Genomic DNA, 19,768 nt, shown 5'->3' on the forward strand with positions numbered 1-19,768 from the left:
GGTAAGGGTCTCAGGTTTAAGCTTACCTGTGACAATGTTATGACACTCTCTATTGATTCCCGGACTGTTCATTCACCCGTTATTTCCGATTTCTCTCGCAAGTCTAGCTCGGTTGCCACTCCGTACTCGTCTAGTGAAGCCACTGCAAAACCTGCACGCAAGATACTCACTCTTCCGCTCCCTGGTACTGACGCTGTGCTAAAAGCCAATGTTCCTCTCGCTTCGTTGACCTCTTTCCGGGTCGGTGGTCCTGCTGAATGGTACGCTGCCCCCCGCACAACTGAAGAATTACAAGCGAGTTTAGAATGGGCGCATGCTCAGGATATTCCAGTGACGATGTTAGGGGCTGGCTCAAATTTATTAGTCAGCGATGCTGGATTGCCAGGGCTTGTGATTTCGACTCGGCATTTGAGATTGACTGAGTTTGATGATGCGACGGGTCAGGTAACCGTGGGTGCGGGTGAGCCATTGCCGAGATTGGCTTGGAAGCTTGCCGATCGCGGATGGCAAGGCTTTGAATGGGCGGTTGGGATTCCAGGAACGGTGGGCGGAGCCGTTGTGATGAATGCTGGCGCGCACAATAGCAGTATTTCCGAAATTCTGGTCAAGACGACAATCTTGCTGCCAGACGGCACGCTGCAGGTGCTAAAACCTGAAGAGTTACAGTATGAATATCGCACGTCTGCTCTGCAAGGCAGTTCGCGCTATGTCACATATGCCACGTTTCAATTGCAGCCTGGGGCTGATCCAACGGCGGTGAATGCAGTGACGGCAAATCATAAGCAGCAGCGACAAAACACTCAGCCTTATCATTTACCGAGTTGCGGCAGTGTATTCCGCAATCCCGATGCGTACAAAGCGGGTTGGTTAATTGAGCAGGTGGGCTTGAAAGGACATCAGATCGGTGGTGCTCAGGTGGCGCAACGACATGCGAATTTTATTCTAAATTGTGGCGGTGCAACTGCATCTGACATTTTTGAGTTAATTCATCATGTGCAGCAACGAGTGCATCAGGAATGGTCGCTCTTGCTGGAGCCGGAAGTGAAAATGTTGGGTGAGTTCTGATTGTTGGGTTGGAATCTCAGATCTAGGTGGGGAATGAGGAGATGGAGAGAACCTAAACTCAACTTGCTCTCTATTTCCCCATCCGATCGATTATGGTGCGAGTCGTCGAGATCCCACGATCGATAAAATTTAGGTCTTTTGAGTAGGGAAATCCCTAATCAGATTGGCGCAGCTAGAGTGCGTCGGATTTGCATCCCGGTGTCATAATTAAATCTGTTTGATTGTTGCCCTGTTCGGGTTGAGCAGGCGACAATATCCACTCATTATTCACTAAAACGTTATGTCACAAGGACAGGGATTTGGCTTCGGTCTGGGCAAAATGCGCGAATTGACCGACGCAATTAAAAAGGCTCAACAGGTTCAAGAAGGCGCAAAACGGCTTCAAGAAGAACTCGAACAAATGGAGATTCAAGGCGAGGCAGGCGGCGGTCTTGTCAAGGTGACAATGAGTGGAAATCAGGAGCCACTGAAGGTTGAAATCTCACCAGACGCGCTGAAAGAAGATGCGGAAACCTTGTCGGATCTCGTACTCGCTGCGACTCGTGCGGCTTATGAACAATCCACGGCAACGATGCGCGAGAAGATGGAAGACTTGACGGGTGGGTTAAATCTGCCTGGCTTAGGTTAAGCGATCGGTTTGACAGATCTTTACATGAAACCGGACTATGAGTTGATAGTCCGGTTTTTTAGCGTTTATGAAAGGGTTGATCGGTTATCTGGCTGAACTCAAAGTCGGGAAAGCGGCGCTTTGGTGCTATCTCATTTGGTATCTTGTGACGCTTTCGTTTCATTTCGATCCTGCCCCTGCTATTTGGATCAATTCGATTGGGATGAGCGCTGTGATTGGAACGGGTCTGGTTTTCAGTGTTGCTTCCCAGACGGCAAAACTGCGCAGTTGGCAAACCTTACGGCTCTATTTGATGCCTTTTTGTGTTTCAAGTTTTGCAGCTTTGATTAAAGGAAAAGGCTTTATTGTCGTTGTCTCACCCGATTTACGGGAGACATTCGTTGCCGTTGCTTGCTGTATTGCGTTTCTATCGATTGTGATGGCAGTCAAGTTCATGAAACGGCGATCGTTGCTCACCCCTTAACGGTTTTTTTCATGTGACTGTCTGGCTGCAAGGCGAGCTTGCCACGCTCGAATTGCGATCGCGGTTCTGACCAAGGGTGAAACAAATTCTAGGTTTTCCGGTTCCAGTTCAGCTTGAGATAACGGGTAATGACTCAAACAGGGGCGGAGCGTTTCTAAGTGATCTTCGAGTTCTAACATTCGCAAAATCTCATCGGCTGATTTGAAGCGATCGTGCGTTGAAGATTTCAGCATTTTGTCCAGAATTCGCTCAAAATGATCACTCACCCGCGCCAGATTTTGCCAATTTAATTCTCCTGTGTAGGGGTCGTAATCTTGCTCATTGGGGATTCTGCCCGACATGAGATAGAGACAAGTGACACCGAGCGCATAGAGGTCGCTCGCATAGGTCGGACGCATGGCAATTTGTTCAGGAGGCGCAAAGCCAATCGTGCCGACAAAATGAGTTGCCATCGATCGCTCAGAGTAATCCGGCGCAACACAGCGTTCTTTCACTGCACCAAAATCAATCAAAACCCAGCGTCCATCTTCTTTACACCAGACAATATTAGACGGCTTGATGTCGCGGTGAATCACCTTTTGTCGGTGGACGTAATGCAGGAGCGGCAGAAATTCTTTTAGAAACTGTTTCACCGCCTGTTCTGACCAAACGCCTGACTTACGGATATCTTGAGCCAGGGTGCGACCTCGGACGAATTCTTGAGCGAGATAAAACTCGCCCTCAATCTCGAAGTAATCTAACAATTGGGGAATCTGAGAATGGCTGCCCAATCTCGCTAAAGTTCTCGCTTCCTGCTCAAAGCGTTGACGTGCTTTTTTCAGGGCAGAGGGATCTTGAACCTTAGGACAGAGCTGTTTAATCACACAGCGAGGTCTTCCCGGCAGCTGCATATCTCGCGCTATATATGTGACTCCAAAGCCACCGCGTCCCAGCACCCGTCCGATCGCATATCGATCGTGTAACAGATCATCAGAACGTTGTTCTGGACTCGCCTCATGCCTTGAAGAATTCACAGGTAACGTCATGCTGGATAAGCGCCAATCTCGAAGGACTTCGGTAAGAGTTCTAACCTATTGTCTCTCTGTGTTCTTCTAGTTTAGGGGCGCTCGCTCCGGATCACGCTAAATCTTTAAACTCGGCTCATGCCCAAAAGTCAGTTACGTCATATCCCAATTCTGCTAACATCTGCCGTAAGAGCGGTAAGCTCAATCCAATCACGTTGGTATGACAGCCTTCTAGTTTTTCGACAAATAAGCCGCCTCGTCCTTCTAAGGCAAAACAGCCGGCACAATTCATCGGTTCTTGAGTGGCAACATAGGCTTCAATTTGGCAATCGCTAATGTCTGCAAAATAAACCTGCGTCACCTGCGTTCTGACGAGCGGTGGATAAGGCATCAATGCGCCTTGCTCCGTTGTGTAAGGCTGCAAAAATGCATGTCCTGTAAACAATTCGCCCACATTGCCGCGCATCATTTTCCAGCGCGCGATCGCCTCGTCAGGGTCTTTCGGCTTGCCGTGAATTTCACCGTGAATCGCCAAAACTGAATCACAGCCAAGAATCAATCCTGGATGCGTAGAGAAAAAACCAGGCGGTAATTCAGCCTGACGATCGAACAAATCGCGCATCGTCGATCGCGCCTTCCCTTCAGCCAAAACCTGCACGAGTTGTCCGGGGTCGGTAATTTGAATTTGCGACTCGTCAAAATCGCTCGGGTAAACCATGACAGGAATCCCAGCCATCGCTAAAAGTCGCTTTCGAGCCGGAGAAGCAGACGCAAGCACAAAGGGAACAGGCATCGATCTAATCTACCTTGAAGGACTTCACAGATTTGGTCAGCAGCGGAGCCATTTTCTCCCAACGCGTCTCAGAGGTAGACGCATTCATGGTGTAGAGCTTGCCCCGATAGACGATCGCACTTGCCAAATTATGACGCTGCTCTTGATTCGGCAACGTGACCAAATATTCCAACAGGTAATAGGTGCGATCGGCAATCTGACGCTCCTCAGCGCTAATCAATTCAGCCTTGCGACCTGAATCAGGGGGAGCGATCGCGCTTTTGCCCAACTGATATCCCACGTCTGAAGGTGTGCCCAAATCCGACAGCTTCTTCTTACCGGGAACGGGGTTGATCACCATACTGATATTCTCGGTCTGCTCGATAATGTCATGAAACACCACATCAGGACCGTTTGCGACCTTGACCGAAAGCCAACCGTTGGGATAGAGGAAGCGATAGCCGTCGGTGCTATCCACAAAACTATTCAGCCCACCCACGCCAGACACACAGCCCTGCAAACCCAGTGCCAGCAGCATCAGCAAAACGGCAACGACTCGTTTGAAATTCTTCAACATACATCCAATCAATTAACGCAGGGCAAAACAATGAGATCTATTGTCCCACTTCCCTCATAAAAATCTGCGCTGAATTGCGATCAAATTTGTCAAAATGGAGCAGCACTGTGCGAGAAGTCCGCTAGACTGTAATGCTGTCTGGGAAAATTTTGATTTCAGCAATTGTATCGGTTGCAACTTCCCGCAACTCTACGGAGGCAGGAATCGGACTTCGCCCACAGAATTTGCTAGGTGCGTTGCCAGACTTCACCCGCGAATTCGTCATAAATTCTCGGTACAATGCTGGCAATTCGTAATTTACCATGCGTGATTCGTAGTTAGGAGCAGTGAATGATGGAATGAAGCATTCTCAAATTCTGGGTCTTTCAGCCTTGAAGAAATAAGGTTGCTTCAGACAAATCGTGTAGTGTGACTAGCTAAATTTAAAGGAATGAGTGTCTCCGTGAATGTAATGCAGTTGAATAGCCCACCTGCTCCGCCAACTCCCCCAACTCCGATTATTCTCGATGGTCTGCCCGATCCACCCGTTGCCGATGGCGTTTGCCCCCGTCGCACCCGGATGCAGATCGATTTGTTATTGCTCGCGATCGAGGCGTTAGATCTCACTGGATCAGAGGCAATCTTGGCGGTTGCAAACGATTTTGACCTGCGCGGAGTCCTCAAAAATCGAGTGGCGCTGTGGCGGATGCGATCGACGAATCCATTCCGTCGCTATGCTCAACGTCGCCCTTTAACGTTAGTTGAAGCCAAAGCGTTAGTCCTGATCACTTGCTATTTGGCACGTCGTTTAACCGTGTTGATTCGGCAATTGCTTTTGGCATATCAGCAGTTGAGTGAAAAGAATCTGTCTCCCGATCATCATTTTCGACTCTCAGAGTATCTAGAGCGATTTCGGGCGCATTATCGCAGCCGGATGAATTCCAAGCGGGCGGGAGTTTTGGCGTATAGTTCAGATGAAAAACTGAACGAATTGGCGCTGGATTTGTTAGAGCAATTGCTGTTTTGTACGGGGACTTCCGGTGTACAACGGCTGTGGATTAGTTTGTTTGACGGAGAAGTGCAATGACGAATGCAATGACGCTACAACGGCAATACAGTTTGCCGAATTGCACTTTGATTTTGGAAGGGCTATCTGATCCAACTGCCACTGGACAAGCCGATATTCGTCCGGTCATGTCGCTTTTAATCAATGCAGAATGTCATCTGCCTGGGCAAGAAACGCCTCTCAAGGGCGGGCGTGAATTCTTTGAAAGCCTGGTCACAGCAGTGAGTTTGTATGCTCAAGAGTTTCTCAGTGGCGTTCATTTACCGCGTCATACGTATAGCGATCGTCCTTCTTTCGTGACCTTAGAGCGTCTCGATCGGTCTCATCACCGCCTCAGTGTCGGAAAAGATCCGAATAATCCGGCGAGTGAAGAACGCTCTGCGGATTTGACCACGGTGCAATTATTTGATCTCGTTGAAGCGATCGATCAATTTGTGGCAGATACGCAGACTCTGCCGTTTTGGTCACTAAATCTTTCTCCTGTACCGAAACGCTATGCTCGCTCTGGCGAACCGCTTGCAAAACAAGTCGTTCCGGCTTCGATTGGGGTTTCTGGTTTAGCATTGGCAGCGGTTGCCTTTTTCTCTCTGCCCACAATGCGGGTGAAAACTCCGGAATGTTTGAGTCCGGGTGCGCCCGATTGTCCGGCTGCGATTGCTAAAAATTCTCCGAGTCCGAGTCCGAGTCCATCGATTAGCCCGAGTCCTACGCCTTCTCCAACGGCTGCGGCAAGTCCCGATCTGACCCAACTGGAAACGGCGCTGAATGCTGCCCCTGCGATTACCGATGTGGCGGAGTTGAAAACATTAGGCGATCGCGTCACTGAGCAGATTCGCGGTAAATGGACGACTCAGCCTGCGGTGACTGAAGAGTTAGCCTATCGAATTGGCGTTGCCAGAAATGGCGATATTGTCGGCTTTAAAGCTGAAACGCCAGTTGCATTAGAAAAAGCAAGACAACAAACACCGCTCTTGGATTTGCTCTATCTTCCACCTGGAGGAAGTACGCCGAATTCTGAGCCACTGGCACAGTACCGAGTGGTTTTCAAACCACAAGGCAATCTTGAAGTGACTCCTGCGAATGCTGCTTCAGCCGTTCCGAGTGCAACGGTTGCGGCATCCCCCAGTCCAGATGCAACGGTTACCGCATCGCCTAGCCCAACTGCGACGGTTGCGGCATCCCCCAGTCCAACCGCTGCTGCCACGCCTGCGACCGAATTGACTGATGCTGAGACTTTAGAGAATTTGCAACCAAAGCTCTATGATGCGATCGACAAAAGTTGGCAAGGCAGACCACCGTTTGACAAAGATTTAGTCTACCGAGTCCGCATCAAACCGGATGGCACGATCGTGGGATTCCAACCCGATAATCCTCCTGCAAACGAGTTTGTGAAGAGCACACCCTTGCCGCAATTAAGTAAGCAGATCGATCCAAATGCACCTGCCGAGTCAGCAGCCTCATTTAAGGTGGTGTTCAAACCCAGTGGTGTGCTGCAAATTAATCCTTGGTATGGAGTTGTGAGGAAGAAATAGAGCCTGTCAATTCTTTGCAAAATCTAAACTCAGTCCGGGTCGTTGCTCAAGTGCGATACCATCAAGGAACTCTAAGCGTTAGCTAGAACACAATTTCATGGAGCAAGACTCACTACCAACAGAGGTTATTCTGACCCATCCGCGTCGCTCTCTTGGCAATGTCCAGTTAGACTGGTCGCCCCAGCCCGGAGCCTATCTTGACTTGGAGGGTCAGACTTATGCCGTTTTAGAACGCCGTCATCGCTACCAACTCAACTTAGGGCGCTATCGACTCCATAAAGTCGCGCTCTATGTCCAAACAGCTCAACGCCCACTCGAGCGATCATTCGTCGATGGGCGTTGGTTTTTGGGAGATGCGAGTTGTGAATTTAATGCGCGATCGGAGTTAGTCCGATGTGCTGTCAATCCAGATGGTCCTTGCGAAGGGTGCCGTCACTATAGTCCGTTGGATTAAGGTTTTGTGACACTCCATTGCGTAATCGGTGACATGGCTTTCCAGCCTAGAAATTTCCCGATCGCTTCTGCTCTTTGAACCGCAATGCGAGTGAGTTCTCCCCCGAGTTGACTTTGGCAATAGAATAGTTTGGCTTCTGTTTCGACGGTGACTGCATTTGCCACGAGTCGTCCTCCAGATCGCAGCGATCGCCAACAGGTTTCCACAACATCCGGGACAGTTAATCCGCCTCCAATAAAAATTGTGTCGGGTTCGGGTAAATCTTGAAGTGCGATCGGCGCTTTGCCCGCAACGATCTTTAAATTGGGAACGCCGAGGGTATTGGCATTTTGGGCGATGAGTTTGAGGCGATCAGCGTTGGATTCGATTGCGATCGCGCGGCATCTGCGATCGGATCGCATCCATTCGATTGCGATAGAGCCACACCCTGCGCCGACATCCCAGAGCAATTGTCCTGGATGCGGAGCCAGGGTGGATAAAGTCACTGCTCGAATTTCGCGCTTTGTCAGTTGCCCGTCGTGGATATAAGCCGAGTCAGGAAGACCTGGAATTCGTGCAGGTAAGGGAGTAGAAGCACAAGTAATGGCGATCGTATTTAAGTCAGCGAGATGCTCGAAGTCTCCTCGAACAATTCGTTCTTGAGTGCCGCCTAGGTGTTCTAGAACAACGATTTCGCTGTCGTCTAAACCGCGTTGCTTGAGGAGATGCTGAACAATTGCAGGGGTTTGTCGATCGGCACTTAACACGAGAATTTTTGCGCCTGGATACAATACAGCATTCAGCAAAGCTGGATCGCGCCCACAAAGGCTCAGCGTTTCGACTTCTTGGAGTGACCAGCCTAAGCGCGCACAGGCGAGGCTAAAGGCTGAAGGCGCGGGTACGATCGTTATTTCTGCAAGGTCAACGTGACGGGCTAAGGTTGAACCAATTCCGTAGCACATCGGATCGCCGCTTGCGAGGACGCAGACGGATTGTCCTCGGTAAGTGAGAAGTTTTTGAATCGAATGATCGATTGGGGAAGTCCAGTGGATTTTGAGGCGTGAATCCGCTGGCAACATGGCTAAATGTCGATCGCCCCCGAAAATAATTTCGGCGCGATCGATGAGTGTTCGACTCACTGGCGAAATTCCGTCGATTCCATCGTCGCCAATTCCAACGATCGAGAGCCACTTGTCCATACCCTATCCTGATTTGAGCAATCCTGATATGATATGAGGAGAACTTCTCGGATGACTAGCTCAATGGTAGAGCATCGGACTCTTAATCCGCTGGTTCTGGGTTCGAGTCCCAGGTCATCCATCAATTTTAGGCTTCAAAAAAATATTTCAAAAGTGCGCGGATGCAGTGCTAAGTGATTCAACCAATCACACCAATTGCGATCGTGGCCAGTATCAATGCCCAAGCAAGTGTCGAGTGCATTCTTCCATCATTCACCTCTCATCTCACTGACTGCTCAGAACTGTTCTAAATCTGCTCTAGAGAACTAACTACAGATTGTTGATGTTCCAGGAGAGATAGAAATGAAATGAGAAATGCATAAGATCAAAAACAGAGTCGTAGGGACCAGTACAGCCTCTAGACAAAAGGAGAACCCTATGAACACAAGGAATCTGCTCTCTGGACTTGCACTGTTTGCTCTACCGATGGCGCTTGGGTTAGCTATGCCCTCACTTGCTGTGCCGAACAACGGTGGAAGTGGAACGAAGATGGACGAGTTAAAGAAAGGTGGATATACCTGTGAAAGAGTGTCAGTCAACTTCATTGAATGTACAAAGGATGGCAGTCCTACGTATTGGTGTACAGACAATGGGGAATGCCAACAGCAAGCTAGAAGGCATGTAACATTTCCTGGTCAGTTACCAGGAGCAGCAGATCCAGGAAGACCAACTGTAGTCATTGAGGCTCAACCGATTCTTTCTCCGTCCAACCTTGGAGTTAGAAACGGTGCTCAATTTTAAGACTCTGCGGACAAAGACTTTGCACATATATCCCTTTGTCCGCAGAGTCTTTGTCAAACACCTGTAACAACTTGGGAATGGAGTACGCATTGGTATTGCTTGGAGTTAGTCAGATGTTGAGGAGTTTGCCTCAATCGTTGGCTGCAATGTTTTATTTCAAAAGTGCGTCGCGGCTCAGCGATCGATGAACTAGCATTGGCGGACGCAGGCACAAGTAAACCAACGCACCCAGTAGAGGAATCCAAGCAATCCGAGATAGCTGAGAATCCGCTGTCAATCCGCGTCGTGCCATGTCATCCTCTAGCAACGTCGGATAGGGAAATAGAAGACAAAATAACCCATTTGCGAGCGTCATCCCATGCACAAATCGATTCGTCATAAACTCTTGGGCAAATCCAGTCCAATCTCCCCAAGCGATCGCATAAACAACTAAAACGATAGTGCTAATGGTGAGAATGATGCCTGTTTTCTGAGCATCGAGAATCGCAATCCAGGAATCTTTCTCACCCTCAAATGATTGATTGGGCTGACGTAGTGCTAAGTATGGGATGAGACCAATCACGCCAGTCGAGATCGCGGCTAGCATAAATGCCCAGGCAGGTATCGATTGCATTCTGCCATCTGCAAAGATCAAGCAACTGTAAATCAAGAGCCAGATCCCAACCAGACTAAACAGTGCAATCAGAACTGGATTAATCGACAACAATTGTCCTGAGAGTAACGGTTGAAACGTATCGACTGCAATCGGTGGGGCAAAGAAGAGGACGTAAACAATAAACCCCACCCAAATCAACCAAAGAACTTGCGATCGTGCCATGATTTAACCCTCATCCCAATATGCTTGATTGTTGAGATTGAGAGTGGTCAAATCCACCCTCTAAAGGCAGATTGAACCTAGCTGATGTGCGCTTCGATCGTGCCTTCCGCTTCTAGTACGATCGCTTTTAGTTGCTCCAAGGTTTTCACATCTGCACTTTGCCACAAGCCTCGTTGATTCGCTTCTAGTAATCGTTCTGCCATGTCTCGCAGTGCCCAAGGATTCTTAGATTGAATAAAATCCTGAACCTGTTGATCAAACAGATATGCTTCAGCAACTCCTTGGTACATATAGTCTTCAACACAGTGAGTTGTTGCATCATAGGCGAATAGAAAGTCGATCGTAGCAGCTAGCTCAAACGCTCCTTTGTAACCGTGCCGCATTGCTCCAGCGATCCATTTAGGATTAATGACTCGCGATCGATAGACTCTTGCAATTTGTTGTTTGAGCGATCGTATCTTCGGATTTTCTGGGAGTGAATGATCGCCGAAGTAAGTTGTTGGGTTCTTTCCTTGGCTTGTCCGAACTGCCGCTGTCAGTCCACCTTGGAACTGATAGTAATCGTCGGAATCGAGTAAATCATGCTCTTGATTGTCCTGATTTTGTAGAACAATTTGCATGGAATTCAATCGATTTTGGAACGCTTCGGGAGCAGATTGGGCAACACTAGAACTCATATAGGCGTAACTACTCCAGTTAATATAAGCTCGTGCTAAATCTTCTTCGGTTTCCCAATTCTGAGATTCAATCAATCCTTGCAAGCCTGCCCCGTATGCGCCTGGTTTTGAGCCGAAGATGCGATGTCGCGATCGTCGATCTGCCTGCTCAGGCGTTAGACCTGTTGCTTCCCACGTTTGCGTCTCTTCTTTGACCTGAGCCGCGAGTGGATTTTGATCAGCGGGTTCATCGAGTTGAGCGATCGCAGCAACAGCTTGATCAAATAAATCAATCAAATTCGGAAATGCATCACGGAAAAAACCTGAAATTCGCAACGTGACATCGACCCGGGGGCGACCGAGAAACGAGAGCGGTAAAATTTCAAAATCGACGACTCGCCGAGAAACACCATCCCAAATTGGTTGAACGCCAAGCAATGCGAGAGCTTCTGCAATGTCATCGCCGCCCGTTCGCATTGTAGATGTTCCCCAGATCGACAACCCAAGGGTACGAGGATATTCGCCGTTCTCTTGGGTGTAGCGTTCCACGATCGCTTCTGCTGCTTTTCGCCCGACTTGCCAAGCACTTTCAGTTGGAATTGCTCGAATATCAACCGAGTAAAAATTGCGTCCGGTTGGTAAAACTTCAGGTCGTCCGCGGGTCGGTGCGCCAGAAGGAGCAGCCGGAACATAGCCCCCATTCAACCCATGTAAGAGATAGCCAATCTCTTGATGCGTATTTTGCAGAGCCGGAAGCAGAAAGCTTTGAATCCACTTAAGTTCTGCCGTGTAAATATGTCCTTCTGCAAGGTCATTTTCGAGTAAGCGATCGACTAAGCGAATTGCCTCAAGCTCGATTGCTTCGATCGCGTCTCCAGCATTTTGATAGCCTGGAACTGCATCACTTGGATCAGCAGTGAGTGGATCAAAATCTAAGTTCCAATCTTCTGCGATCGCACGAGTCAATCCCATCCGATTGGCTTGAGGATGACGCGCGATCGCAATGATCAAATCTCTCAACTGCCGATTCTCTGGGCATTTCCCAAAAATATGTAGTCCGTCTCGAATCTGAGCTTCTTTTAACTCACAGAGATAGCGATCAGTATTCGTAATCAGATCAGAATCGCCTGCTAGCTCGTTTTGAAGATTGTCTTGTTCTACTAAGTTGACAATGCGATCGCGAACTAGCTCTAATCGCGAAGGATTGAGATCTTGAGCTTCGTAGTACTCATCAATTAAAGCTTCTAATTTTTGCAAATCCCCATAAAGCTCTGCACGGGTCATTGGGGGAGTCAGATGATCTAAAATCACAGCTTGAGCGCGACGTTTTGCTTGAGAGCCTTCGCCTGGATCATTGACAATAAAGGGATAGAGGTGAGGTAAAGCCGCGATCGCAGTTTCAGGAAAGCAATTTTCAGATAGTGCAACACTTTTACCTGGTAGCCATTCTAAATTTCCATGCTTGCCGACATGAACGATCGCTTGTGCTCCAAAGCTCTGGCGCACCCAATAGTAGAAAGCTAGATAAGCATGAGTCGGCTCTAAATCCGGAGCATGATAGTTCAAAGAAGGATCGAGATCATAGCCTCGCGCAGGCTGAATGCCTACAAATACATTTCCAAGTCGAATGCCCGGAATCGGAAATGATTCGGTTGCAGCATTCCAGCGATTCAAAACAGATTGCTGAATCGATGCAGGCAAGGTTGAAAAGTAAGCTGTGTATTCTGCTAGAGGTAATGCTTGATGAATGGTGCGTAGCTCTCTTGCTTCTGGATCATTCGTTACGCCTGTGGTTAGCAACTTTACTAGCTCGTCTCCAGTTTCAGGAATGTTTTCAACATAATATCCCTCATTCTGTAAAGCTTTGAGGATTTCAATACAGCTTGCTGGCGTATCGAGTCCCACACCATTTGCTAAACGTCCATCTCGGCTAGGATAGTTTGCCAAAATCAGCGCAATTTTACGATCGCATTTTTCACTCCGTCGCAAGTTCACCCAATTCTGTGCTAGATCTGCGACAAACTCTACTCGATCGCGAACTGCTTGATAAGTGACTACTTCAGTCTGCAATTCTGGATGCCACGACTGTACCGATTTAAACGAAATTGCTCGACTAATAATTCGTCCATCGACTTCAGGTAACGCAACATTGATCGCAGTATCACGTGGCGAAAGTCCTCGTAATTGATCATTCCATTGTTCAACACTGCCACTACTTAAAATCACTTGTAGCACTGGAATATCTAAAGCTTGCCAAAGTCCCGGCACCGTTGAAGAAGGCGACGCGATCGAGAAACTGGTTGTATTCAGCAACAGATCAATCGCTGGTTGCTCTTTCGGCTGAAAGTAACTCAACAATTCACTCTGAATATCTGGATCGCGTAGCGAAGAAACAAAGACGGGAACCGGGCAAAGATCGCGATCGCATAATGCTTTCGACAATTCATCAATTACCGTCGTGTTACCCGATGAATAATGCGCCCGATAGAATAAAATTCCTACCTTGCGCCGACTACATACGGAGCGATACGGGCAGCTTTCTCCCGCCCGATACAATCCCACACGCGGCACAGGCTGAGGCTCAGCAACCGAAGAATTGAGATCAAAATCCAAATAACGCTGCGCCAAAAGCTGAATCACATTGCGATAGTTTTCAACGCCTCCCTCATTGAAATAGCGCCAAACCCGTTCCACTTGAGTAAATGGAACCGTCGAATGGCTCATCAACTCTAAATCCGGTCGATCGTCTCCGGGCAAGACAATCAATGTTGCCCCCGACTGCCGCACAGTTTCACGCACGACTTCTAGTCCATACGACCAATACGATCGTCCTCCAATAATTCGCAGCACAATCACTTTTGCCTGCTCTAAAACTTCTTCGGCATAAGTATCGATCGTCAATTGCTGCTGAAGCTGTAACAAATTCACGCCTCTGACTTCGGGAAACGGAGTCGGCAACTGCGAAATTGCCCCTGCTAAAGTCTGAATATCCGTATCCGCTGCCGTCATGATGACGATCGGCGCGGGAGTCTGTTCTATGAAGACAACCCCTTCTAGATCAGGAGTCCAACCGCCAGGAGTTGCAGCAATCCGATGCATAAAAATCACACAGTATTATCAGCTTTTCACTCTATCGTGACTCCTTCAGCTTTGCCATCTCTGCCTCTTGAAAGATGGGCAGATATTAAGACTTATATAGAATTGCAGAGATATACCTTTGCCTAATAAACTAGAGCGTTACAAATTCCAGTGCATTCAAATTCAGATTAATAATAAAAGAAAGGCTCATAGAGATCGCGGCATTCTTTTTTGGATGCGATCTCTCCTTTACCACCCTCTGCGCCCGCTCCCCGGATATGACAAGCTCCCGAACTCATTCTGTCGGTCAACTCCTGTCTTGGGCAATATTTCACCAAGTAGTAGATCTGCTACAAGCTACAGTTGGAACAGATGCGATCGTTCTGACTGAAAATCAGGCTCCCAAACGGTTTTTCCTGGCAGCTTCACCGAGCTTTAGTGCACTCATTCAAGCTGATGCGATCGATGCCGATTACTGTCAGTTGCATCTCACGTTCTCGCCTGACCAAATTTCGGCTTTTTTAGAAGAAATCAATTATGCTTTGCCGTTCCTGCTGCAAGAAAATCAAAGCGATCATCAAAGCGAATTCACCTTAAATCTGATTAAACTTTTTGCTCACTCTGCGCACCCTTCAATTCAGCATCAAGTTGAACAAGAACGCTTGATCAATCAAGTCACGACCCTGATTCGCCACAGTTTAAATCTGCCCGTGATCTTAGAAACGGCAGTGCATCAAGTACGTGAGTTTCTCGAAGCCGATCGCGTGATCATTTACCAGTTCAATTTTCCGGCACCTTCTTGCCTGATCGATGGCGAAGTTCTCACAGCCGATCCGACTGTGCCAAATCTGGATGGCATTACTTATGAAGCGCGTAGCAGCGATAGAATTCCGTCTATTCTCAATTTGATGAATGAGTACAGTGCAGCGAGCCTGAAGCACTTGCAAAAACGCCACAGCGATTCTGTAACTTGGGCAGCCAACAGCACAAAATCCAAGAGTTCAACGGTCGCGTCTTTACTCGATGAGCCTACTGCCATTTCAATTCAAGCTGAACTTGTCACGCCGATCATGGTTCAAGAGGAACTCTGGGGACTGCTAATCGTGCATCAATGTCAGCATCCGCGACAATGGCTGGAGCGCGAAAAAATTCTGCTCCAGCGAATCGCTGAACATTTAGCGATCGCAATTTATCAATCCAAACTCTACAGCGAACTGCAACAGCAAAAAAATACCTTAGAGCAGCAAATTATCGATCGCACTCAAGAACTGCGAGACACATTAATTGCAGCCGAATCGGCTAGCCTTGCCAAGTCCGAATTTCTCTCGACGATGAGCCATGAGCTTCGCACCCCGCTGACGACAATTTTGGGAATGGCAGCCACGCTGATTCGCGCGTTCCAAGATACCAACTACATTCTCACGCCTCAAAAACAAATTGAATACTTACAAATCATTCAAGAACGAGGCGAACACCTGCTGGCTTTGATCAATGATTTGCTAGATCTCTCGGAAGTTGAAGCCGGAAAAATGATTCTGGAATGCAAAGAGGTTTCTCTATCAAAATTGGCTCAACAGTCGATCCAACTGGTGCAGGGAAAAGCCGATGCGAAACAAGTCGCATTGTCGCTCGAACTGTTACCGCCAGGAGAGCGAACATCCCGTGATTTTCGATTTCAAGCTGACCCGCTGCGGGTGCAACAAATCTGCCTCAATCTGCTAAGTAATGCCATCAAATTCACACCAGAGAAGGGACAAGTGACCATGCGTGTGCGAGTGAGTAGCACTACAGCGATTCTGCAAGTCGAGGACACAGGCATTGGAATTCCTGCTGAGCAGCGATCGCTGCTGTTTCAAAAATTTAAACAATTGGATGCATCCTACCATCGCAAATATGAAGGGACAGGATTAGGACTGGCATTGACCAAGCAATTAGTGGAACTGCATGGGGGTACGATCGAGGTAGACTCGAAAGTCGGGGTGGGATCAAAATTTACCGTCTTTTTACCTTTGCCAAGAGCTTGAATATTTGTTTTGAAGCTAAAATTTTGAAATGTCAACCCCCTTTGTTGTGAAATTTCAAAGTCACGAAGCTGCGATCGCGACCGTGCAATCATTGCAGGAGATGAAAGCAGCGATCGCTGATATGTCTATCTCTGTCAATTGTCCAGTGCTGGTGGTGATTGGCGGAGCCAGTAAGATTAGTGCTGCTGATTATGAACTGATACAGCAACTGTTTGTAAAAGTTCTTGCCCCGATCGCTCAAAAATGGCAAGCAGCGATCGTCGATGGTGGAACGGATACGGGTGTCATGCAGTTAATGGGTCGAGCACGGCAGCAGATTCAAGGAACATTTCCGCTGATTGGCATCTCTCCAGTTGGGCTGGTGACTTTGCCAGGTCAAGCAATTGACTCAGAACAGGCTGCACCCTTAGAGCCACATCATTCTCATTTCCTACTCGTTCCAGGATCAAATTGGGGCGATGAATCATCCTGGTTAGCAGCAGCAGCATCCGAGATTGCGCAGTCGGCACCCTCTGTGACGGTTTTGTTAAATGGCGGCGAGATCACTTGGGAAGATGCTTTGCAAAATGTCACGGTTCAGCAGCGACCTTTGATTGTGATTTCAGGCAGTGGACGTGCAGCGGATTTGATTACGGCAGGCTTGCGAGGAGAACCAACTGACGATCGCGCGATTCCTTTAATCGACTCGGGACGAGTTCAAGCGATCGAGCTAACCGACTTAAACCAATTGGGCAAGACGATCGAGGCGATGTTTGCCGCTAATCCCGTTGACGCAGGATAAATTCCGCAATTGCTAAATCCATTGGCGTTGTGACTTTCAAATTCGTCTCTTCTCCTGGAAGAATTTGCACAGGCAGTTGACACTGTTCAAATAACGCTGCATCGTCTGTGACTTCCCAGCCTTGAGTGCGTCCTTCTAAATGACATTTTTTCAACAAGGGCACCGAAAATCCTTGCGGAGTTTGGGCTGCCCACAATTGTGATCGCTCTGGAGTCGAGGCGACTAGACCCTCTGAGACGACTTTAATCGTGTCTTTGACAGGAATTGCCGCAACCAATCCATCACAGGTTTGCAGGGCTTCTGTACAGCGATCGAATAGTTCTGGAGTCGCTAAACAGCGTGCGCCATCGTGAATGAGCACCTGTTCTGCTTCGGGCGGCAGGGCTTGAAGTCCGTTGTAAACCGATTCTTGGCGAGTTGTGCCGCCTTGAATAAAGTGGACAGGTTTAGTCAACTTCAGAGATGTCACGATTTCTTTAAAGTCATCCCAATCGAACGGCTGTCCGATAATGCCAATCCACTCGATTGTCTGAGATGCTTCTGCGGCAAGCAGTGTCCAAGCCAGAATCGGCTTTCCCAAAAGATCAAGCAGTAATTTGTTGCGGGGAGCTTTGTTCTGGCGTTGCCACGCGCTGCCCATGCGCTGCCCTGAACCTGCCGCAGGAATTAATAAATACACGTTCTCTCAATCCAAGTACACTGACAAAAATAAGGCGATCGTGCCCTCTATCTGCTCACGCCTGCTCGCTTACAGGCAAGTCAAATCAAGACAAAAAATTGATTTGCTGTTGTCAGTTTATCAGCCTAGCGACAGCCTAAACTCACCCGAGTATCAGTGTTCGTCAAGGTATTCGAGCCGCCTGCTGTCTGACACAGTTGAGCGACAGTGTCCGGATCGAGTCTTGCACCCGAAAAATCAGCATTCGCGATCGTTGTACTTGTAAAACTAACTCCGCGCAAATCAGCATTTCTAAACACCGCATTGGTCAAATCGCTCGAATCAAACCTGACTCCTGCGAGTTGAGCATTATCTAATCGAGCATTTCTGAGATACACCCCAACCAACGGCTGATTCGTGAAGTTCGCACCTGTCAAATCTGCTCCACCAAAGAATGTGTTGCCTAACGTTGCGCCTTGAAACACTGCGCCTACTAATCGAGCCGATCCAAAATCCGTATTCAGCAGATACGCATTTGTAAAATTTGCTTGGGCGAGAATCGCTCGGCTCAAAGAAGCCCGACTAATATCGGCTCCTGTGAAATTCACTCCTGAAAAGTCACTAATTCGGCGCTCACTCGATCGTGCATTCACGATCAGTTCCCCGGCTTGAATCCCGCTGAGATTTGCTCCACTGAGATTAGTGCCTCTAAAATCTGTGCCAAACAATGAGGTATTAATCAGCTTTGCATTACTGAGATCGAGGTTTGCCAAACTCGTGTTTGTGAGATCGCAACCGTAACAGGTCTTGGTCGATCGAAATTCTTGAAGTTGCTGCGAATTTTCTGCCCGCGCTGAGACTGCCAATAAATTCGTCAAAACTGCGATCGTCAACCAGCTTTTTTTCATCACGTTCTTTCCAATCCAAAAATCTAAAATCCTTTGCGTAGATCTAGCTAGACCTTATCAAAACTTTAACGAGAGTTCATCAGTAACACCGTAGAGCGAATCAGACTCAGAGTGAACACTGGCGGTGATCCCCCTTGGTGAGAAGCTATGTTCCAAGACTCATCGATCGAAGAAATGCCTATTGTGTTGGATCGCCTTCCTGATTCAGTCTCCGATTTGTTTCAAGATGCTGGAGTTTGGTTTGATCCAGTAGACTACCCGCTACGTGAAGGAGATCCGGATTGCGATCGCATCTCTCCATCTCTTAAGAAAACAGTACAATCCGATTTCACCACTAGAAAAGCCACTTTACATGCTCTGCAAACTTTGAATCCTGGCAATGCTTTGCGACGTATTGCGCTACATCCTGATGGGAAAACACTTTTAAGCGTTGGTTCTCTTACCCGTACTAGCCCATCTGAACTCACGAATACGGTGCAGATTTGGAATTGGCGCACGGGTCAGCGGCTCTTTTCCTTGCAAGGACATACCGCTCCAATTACCGCAATGGCGCTGAGCCAGGATGGCAAGACTTTAGTCACCGGAAGCCAGGATTGCACGATCAAGGTTTGGCAAGTTGCCACCGGGGAAGAACTAACGACGCTCAAAGGTCATCACAGCCCAATTACCGCGATCGCCATTAGTGCAGACGGGCAGATGGTGGTCAGTAGTGGTTGCAATCAGTATGAGTGGCTAGGTCGTCGCGCGGATCTGACGGTACGCGATCGCAGCTTACGCATCTGGAACCTGCCTCAAGGCGAAAATACTCACATCTTGCCTTGTCTGACTGATGTTCCGATTCTTGCGGTCGCCATGAGTGGAAAAGGCTTGCTCAAGATCGAACAGCGCCCCGAAGCCATTAGCTTAAAGACGGGCGAAGCTCGCTTTAGCTTAAATTGGCTCACACCGTATGAGCAATGGCTCGACATGACTCCAGATTGGCAACGTGTTGCAACGATCGTGGGTCGGCAGGTCTGGATCCGCAAAGTGGCAACGGGTGAGATCCGCTGTCGAATTCAGCTTGACCCAGCCGATGGCGCGCCACATGTCGCTGCGCTCAGCCCCAATGGTCAATGGTTTGTCGCAGGCTATCAGCGAGTTGATATCCATCCGAAACACCGAAATTATGCGCGTCGCCAGAATCTTTTGAGAATTTGGGATGCAGAGACGGGGCAATTGTTAAATAGCCTTGGGCAAGCAGATTTAGGTCAAGGACTGTGGCAAGCTGTCCAATTTAGTCAAAACAGTCGCTACTTAGTGACCAGCGTTGAGAGTGGGTTAAAAGTTTGGCAATGCGATCGCTAAAAAC

At 48.4% G+C, this 19,768-nt stretch carries 19 protein-coding genes and 1 tRNA gene; 11 read left to right on the forward strand and 9 right to left on the reverse strand.

The window, feature by feature from the left end; all coding sequences use genetic code 11:
- Positions 1-39: 39 nt before the first annotated feature.
- From murB to J0L70_RS14295, 3 genes are all read left to right on the forward strand, one after another.
- Positions 40-1,065 carry a UDP-N-acetylmuramate dehydrogenase gene (murB, locus tag J0L70_RS14285; protein ID WP_287455092.1) on the forward strand — a complete coding sequence of 342 codons (1,026 nt, stop codon included), beginning with the start codon at positions 40-42 and terminating at the stop codon, positions 1,063-1,065.
- 280 nt (positions 1,066-1,345) lie between these two features.
- Positions 1,346-1,693 carry a YbaB/EbfC family nucleoid-associated protein gene (locus J0L70_RS14290; RefSeq protein WP_017291292.1) on the forward strand — a complete coding sequence of 116 codons (348 nt, stop codon included), beginning with the start codon at positions 1,346-1,348 and terminating at the stop codon, positions 1,691-1,693.
- Between the two features lie 67 nt (positions 1,694-1,760).
- Entirely contained in the window at positions 1,761-2,156 is a 396-nt protein-coding gene (locus J0L70_RS14295) for a hypothetical protein (protein WP_190652571.1), read from the forward strand.
- On the opposite strand, the gene J0L70_RS14300 is transcribed toward J0L70_RS14295, so the two are convergent.
- The 4 genes from J0L70_RS14300 to J0L70_RS14315 form a co-directional block, all read right to left on the reverse strand.
- Complete coding sequence (locus tag J0L70_RS14300) at positions 2,153-3,181, reverse strand: serine/threonine-protein kinase (RefSeq protein ID WP_287455093.1); 1,029 nt, start codon at positions 3,179-3,181, stop codon at positions 2,153-2,155. The two genes, J0L70_RS14295 and J0L70_RS14300, sit on opposite strands and share 4 nt — an antisense overlap.
- A 115-nt stretch (positions 3,182-3,296) precedes the next feature.
- The gene (locus tag J0L70_RS14305) at positions 3,297-3,953 is read right to left on the reverse strand and encodes a nucleoside triphosphate pyrophosphatase (RefSeq protein ID WP_287455094.1); all 657 of its coding nucleotides are present in this window, start codon (positions 3,951-3,953) and stop codon (positions 3,297-3,299) included.
- A 4-nt stretch (positions 3,954-3,957) separates the two neighbouring features.
- The gene (gene psbP, locus J0L70_RS14310; RefSeq protein ID WP_287455095.1) at positions 3,958-4,509 is read right to left on the reverse strand and encodes a photosystem II reaction center PsbP; all 552 of its coding nucleotides are present in this window, start codon (positions 4,507-4,509) and stop codon (positions 3,958-3,960) included.
- Positions 4,510-4,630: 121 nt separating this feature from the next.
- Positions 4,631-4,813, reverse strand: coding sequence for a hypothetical protein (locus J0L70_RS14315; protein ID WP_287455096.1), 183 nt, complete (start codon positions 4,811-4,813; stop codon positions 4,631-4,633).
- A 126-nt stretch (positions 4,814-4,939) separates the two neighbouring features.
- Between J0L70_RS14315 and J0L70_RS14320 the strand changes: the two genes are divergently transcribed.
- The 3 genes from J0L70_RS14320 (at position 4,940) to J0L70_RS14330 (ending at position 7,540) form a co-directional block, all read left to right on the forward strand.
- Positions 4,940-5,575, forward strand: coding sequence for a DUF3038 domain-containing protein (locus J0L70_RS14320; RefSeq protein ID WP_026149027.1), 636 nt, complete (start codon positions 4,940-4,942; stop codon positions 5,573-5,575).
- Positions 5,572-7,086 carry a DUF4335 domain-containing protein gene (locus tag J0L70_RS14325; RefSeq protein ID WP_287455097.1) on the forward strand — a complete coding sequence of 505 codons (1,515 nt, stop codon included), beginning with the start codon at positions 5,572-5,574 and terminating at the stop codon, positions 7,084-7,086. The genes J0L70_RS14320 and J0L70_RS14325 overlap by 4 nt, the downstream gene beginning before the upstream one ends.
- A 97-nt stretch (positions 7,087-7,183) precedes the next feature.
- Positions 7,184-7,540 (forward strand): DUF6464 family protein, encoded by a 357-nt coding sequence (locus tag J0L70_RS14330; RefSeq protein ID WP_017291284.1) that lies wholly within the window; start codon positions 7,184-7,186, stop codon positions 7,538-7,540.
- Here the strand turns inward: J0L70_RS14330 and cbiE are convergent.
- Positions 7,537-8,718: a precorrin-6y C5,15-methyltransferase (decarboxylating) subunit CbiE gene (gene cbiE / locus J0L70_RS14335; protein WP_287455098.1), complete on the reverse strand. Its 1,182-nt coding sequence runs from the start codon at positions 8,716-8,718 to the stop codon at positions 7,537-7,539. The genes J0L70_RS14330 and cbiE overlap by 4 nt on opposite strands.
- A gap of 49 nt (positions 8,719-8,767) precedes the next feature.
- Between cbiE and J0L70_RS14340 the strand changes: the two genes are divergently transcribed.
- A tRNA-Lys gene (locus J0L70_RS14340) sits at positions 8,768-8,839 on the forward strand.
- Positions 8,840-9,135: 296 nt separating this feature from the next.
- Positions 9,136-9,498, forward strand: coding sequence for a hypothetical protein (locus tag J0L70_RS14345; RefSeq protein ID WP_144056292.1), 363 nt, complete (start codon positions 9,136-9,138; stop codon positions 9,496-9,498).
- Between the two features lie 151 nt (positions 9,499-9,649).
- Here J0L70_RS14345 and J0L70_RS14350 read toward each other — a convergent pair whose 3' ends face one another.
- Both J0L70_RS14350 and cobN read right to left on the reverse strand, forming a co-directional pair.
- On the reverse strand, positions 9,650-10,315 hold the full coding sequence (locus tag J0L70_RS14350) for a hypothetical protein (RefSeq protein WP_287455099.1): 666 nt from the start codon (positions 10,313-10,315) through the stop codon (positions 9,650-9,652).
- Positions 10,316-10,392: 77 nt separating this feature from the next.
- Positions 10,393-14,070 carry a cobaltochelatase subunit CobN gene (gene cobN / locus J0L70_RS14355; protein WP_287455100.1) on the reverse strand — a complete coding sequence of 1,226 codons (3,678 nt, stop codon included), beginning with the start codon at positions 14,068-14,070 and terminating at the stop codon, positions 10,393-10,395.
- A gap of 257 nt (positions 14,071-14,327) precedes the next feature.
- Between cobN and J0L70_RS14360 the strand changes: the two genes are divergently transcribed.
- The gene (locus tag J0L70_RS14360) at positions 14,328-16,073 is read left to right on the forward strand and encodes a sensor histidine kinase (protein ID WP_017291241.1); all 1,746 of its coding nucleotides are present in this window, start codon (positions 14,328-14,330) and stop codon (positions 16,071-16,073) included.
- Between the two features lie 28 nt (positions 16,074-16,101).
- Positions 16,102-16,854 (forward strand): TRP family putative cation channel, encoded by a 753-nt coding sequence (locus tag J0L70_RS14365; RefSeq protein ID WP_287455101.1) that lies wholly within the window; start codon positions 16,102-16,104, stop codon positions 16,852-16,854.
- Here the strand turns inward: J0L70_RS14365 and ispD are convergent.
- Together ispD and J0L70_RS14375 are read right to left on the reverse strand one after the other, a co-directional pair.
- Positions 16,832-17,533 carry a 2-C-methyl-D-erythritol 4-phosphate cytidylyltransferase gene (ispD, locus tag J0L70_RS14370; protein WP_287455102.1) on the reverse strand — a complete coding sequence of 234 codons (702 nt, stop codon included), beginning with the start codon at positions 17,531-17,533 and terminating at the stop codon, positions 16,832-16,834. The two genes, J0L70_RS14365 and ispD, sit on opposite strands and share 23 nt — an antisense overlap.
- Before the next feature lie 125 nt (positions 17,534-17,658).
- On the reverse strand, positions 17,659-18,420 hold the full coding sequence (locus tag J0L70_RS14375; protein ID WP_287455103.1) for a pentapeptide repeat-containing protein: 762 nt from the start codon (positions 18,418-18,420) through the stop codon (positions 17,659-17,661).
- Between the two features lie 147 nt (positions 18,421-18,567).
- Between J0L70_RS14375 and J0L70_RS14380 the strand changes: the two genes are divergently transcribed.
- Entirely contained in the window at positions 18,568-19,764 is a 1,197-nt protein-coding gene (locus J0L70_RS14380; protein WP_287455104.1) for a WD40 repeat domain-containing protein, read from the forward strand.
- Positions 19,765-19,768 lie beyond the last annotated feature (4 nt).

The sequence above is a fragment of the Leptolyngbya sp. UWPOB_LEPTO1 genome (genome assembly GCF_017302695.1).
Taxonomy (GTDB): domain Bacteria; phylum Cyanobacteriota; class Cyanobacteriia; order Leptolyngbyales; family Leptolyngbyaceae; genus Leptolyngbya; species Leptolyngbya boryana.

Bases quoted from the DNA above. Each gene is read 5' to 3' on its own strand.
- J0L70_RS14320 (WP_026149027.1), top strand. From the start codon at position 4,940: ATGAGTGTCTCCGTGAATGTAATGCAGTTGAATAGCCCACCTGCTCCG.
- psbP (WP_287455095.1), bottom strand. From the start codon at position 4,509: ATGTTGAAGAATTTCAAACGAGTCGTTGCCGTTTTGCTGATGCTGCTG.
- J0L70_RS14305 (WP_287455094.1), bottom strand. From the start codon at position 3,953: ATGCCTGTTCCCTTTGTGCTTGCGTCTGCTTCTCCGGCTCGAAAGCGA.
- J0L70_RS14365 (WP_287455101.1), top strand. From the start codon at position 16,102: ATGTCAACCCCCTTTGTTGTGAAATTTCAAAGTCACGAAGCTGCGATC.
- J0L70_RS14295 (WP_190652571.1), top strand. From the start codon at position 1,761: ATGAAAGGGTTGATCGGTTATCTGGCTGAACTCAAAGTCGGGAAAGCG.
- J0L70_RS14325 (WP_287455097.1), top strand. From the start codon at position 5,572: ATGACGAATGCAATGACGCTACAACGGCAATACAGTTTGCCGAATTGC.
- J0L70_RS14350 (WP_287455099.1), bottom strand. From the start codon at position 10,315: ATGGCACGATCGCAAGTTCTTTGGTTGATTTGGGTGGGGTTTATTGTT.
- J0L70_RS14375 (WP_287455103.1), bottom strand. From the start codon at position 18,420: ATGAAAAAAAGCTGGTTGACGATCGCAGTTTTGACGAATTTATTGGCA.
- J0L70_RS14380 (WP_287455104.1), top strand. From the start codon at position 18,568: ATGTTCCAAGACTCATCGATCGAAGAAATGCCTATTGTGTTGGATCGC.
- J0L70_RS14330 (WP_017291284.1), top strand. From the start codon at position 7,184: ATGGAGCAAGACTCACTACCAACAGAGGTTATTCTGACCCATCCGCGT.
- murB (WP_287455092.1), top strand. From the start codon at position 40: ATGACACTCTCTATTGATTCCCGGACTGTTCATTCACCCGTTATTTCC.
- J0L70_RS14300 (WP_287455093.1), bottom strand. From the start codon at position 3,181: ATGACGTTACCTGTGAATTCTTCAAGGCATGAGGCGAGTCCAGAACAA.
- J0L70_RS14290 (WP_017291292.1), top strand. From the start codon at position 1,346: ATGTCACAAGGACAGGGATTTGGCTTCGGTCTGGGCAAAATGCGCGAA.
- J0L70_RS14360 (WP_017291241.1), top strand. From the start codon at position 14,328: ATGACAAGCTCCCGAACTCATTCTGTCGGTCAACTCCTGTCTTGGGCA.
- cbiE (WP_287455098.1), bottom strand. From the start codon at position 8,718: ATGGACAAGTGGCTCTCGATCGTTGGAATTGGCGACGATGGAATCGAC.
- cobN (WP_287455100.1), bottom strand. From the start codon at position 14,070: ATGCATCGGATTGCTGCAACTCCTGGCGGTTGGACTCCTGATCTAGAA.
- J0L70_RS14315 (WP_287455096.1), bottom strand. From the start codon at position 4,813: ATGGTAAATTACGAATTGCCAGCATTGTACCGAGAATTTATGACGAAT.
- J0L70_RS14345 (WP_144056292.1), top strand. From the start codon at position 9,136: ATGAACACAAGGAATCTGCTCTCTGGACTTGCACTGTTTGCTCTACCG.